1 pseudogene is annotated in these 792 nt (G+C 61.7%); it reads right to left on the bottom strand.

The features are described 5' to 3' along the window. Positions 1-54 precede the first annotated feature (54 nt). Positions 55-792 (bottom strand): annotated as a pseudogene (locus R0J92_RS21505) (IS5 family transposase); the annotation flags it as partial.

Below are 792 nucleotides of genomic sequence, written 5' to 3'. Positions count from 1 at the left end.
GGCGTTGTTGCGCAAATCAGGTTCGGGGATGAGTTTGCCCTTTCCCACCTGAGTTCAGGTTACGGCTTCGATCTCGGCCGTGCCGAGGGCCGAGAAGGTATTCATGATTGCGATGCGGATGTGAATTTCGGCGGTTTGGCGGTCAGGGTCTCGTGACATGATCCGTTCCCCGAAGCGCTTGAGGCAGTTCATCCTGGCCTCGACCCGGCTGCGGACATGGTATCGCGCCCACGTCTTCCAGAGCGCCCGGCCTAGGTGCCGGGTTGCGTGGAAGATCTCGTTTAGCGCAATGGCCGCGGGGCAGTCAGCCTTTCAGGCACGACCGTTACGGCGGATCGGCATGATGCCGTTTGCACCTCGTTCGATGATCGCCTCATGGCAACGTCGCGTATCATAGGCGCCGTCGGCGGTGACGGTATTGATCGGTTCGTCGGGCGGGATCTGGGACAACAGCTCTGGCAGTAGCGGGCTGTCGCCCTGATGGCTCGAGGTGAACTCGACCGCGCGAACGTCGCCGGTGCCTGCGTCCAAGGCGATGTGGAGCTTCCTCCACTGCCTCCGGCGCGAGGCTCCATGCTTGCGGGTCAGCCACTCTCCATTGCCGCGAAATTTAATACTTGTACTGTCGACCAACAGTTTCAGCGGCTGTCCGGAGGCGTGATACGGGATCTGCACCGCGATCCGCGCCTGGCGTCGACACAAGGTTGAAAAGTCCAGCACCGGCCAATCGAGCCCGGCCAGCTGGATCAGGCTCTCGACAAGTCCCACCGTTTGGCGGAGCAGAAGGCCGAA

It is taken from the genome of Tritonibacter sp. SIMBA_163 (assembly GCF_046535935.1).
Taxonomy (GTDB): domain Bacteria; phylum Pseudomonadota; class Alphaproteobacteria; order Rhodobacterales; family Rhodobacteraceae; genus Epibacterium; species Epibacterium scottomollicae.
Note: the sequence above shows the minus strand (reverse complement) of the source record. Positions and strands in the feature narration are given on the sequence as shown.